The organism is Methylobacterium sp. CCH5-D2 (assembly GCF_001556475.1).
Classification (GTDB): domain Bacteria; phylum Pseudomonadota; class Alphaproteobacteria; order Rhizobiales; family Beijerinckiaceae; genus Methylobacterium; species Methylobacterium hispanicum.
The window spans coordinates 1-656 of record NZ_LSIX01001076.1 but is presented as its reverse complement, the minus strand read 5'-3'; the positions used below and the strand labels follow the sequence as shown (position 1 = coordinate 656).

At 73.8% G+C, this 656-nt stretch carries 1 protein-coding gene; it reads left to right on the top strand.

The window, feature by feature from the left end; genetic code table 11:
• The coding region (locus AX737_RS29105) for a response regulator (RefSeq protein WP_156454035.1) at window positions 1-547 on the top strand (547 nt) is incomplete at its 5' end.
• Window positions 548-656: the final 109 nt, after the last annotated feature.

Sequence of the window (656 nt, the reverse complement as noted above, 5' to 3'; positions counted from 1 at the left end):
CACGGGGCTCGGCCTCTCCCAGGTCTTCGGCTTCGCCAAGCAGTCCGGCGGCGAGGTCACGGTCGACAGCGCGCTCGGGCGCGGCACCACCTTCACGCTCTACCTGCCGCGGGCCGAGGCACCCGCCTCGGCGCCCCGGACGGGCGCGCAGGAGCCTGGGCCGAGCCGCGGCCACGGCACCTGCGTGCTGGTGGTGGAGGACAACGCCGAGGTCGGCAGCTTCGCCACGCAGACGCTGGCCGAACTCGGCTACGGCACGGTCTGGGTCCGCGACGCCGACGCGGCGGTGGCCGAGCTGGAGCGGGCCTCCGGCCGCTTCGACGTGGTCTTCTCCGACGTGGTGATGCCGGGCCGAGACGGGGTCGATCTCGCGGGCGAGATCCGGCGGCGCTGGCCGGCGGTGCCGGTGGTGCTGACCTCCGGCTACAGCCACGTGCTGGCCCAGGAGGGCACGCACGGCTTCGAGCTGCTGCACAAGCCCTACTCGGTCGAGCAGCTCTCGCACGTGCTGAGCCGGGTGGTGGCGGCGCGCCGCCGCGCGGGCTGAGGGTATCGGGATCCCCAAGGGCCTTCAGGCCCTTGGGCGGGGGCCAGGGATCGACAGCAGGGCTCTGCCCTGCACCCGCCAAAGGTCTCGACCTTTGGAATCCGGGACC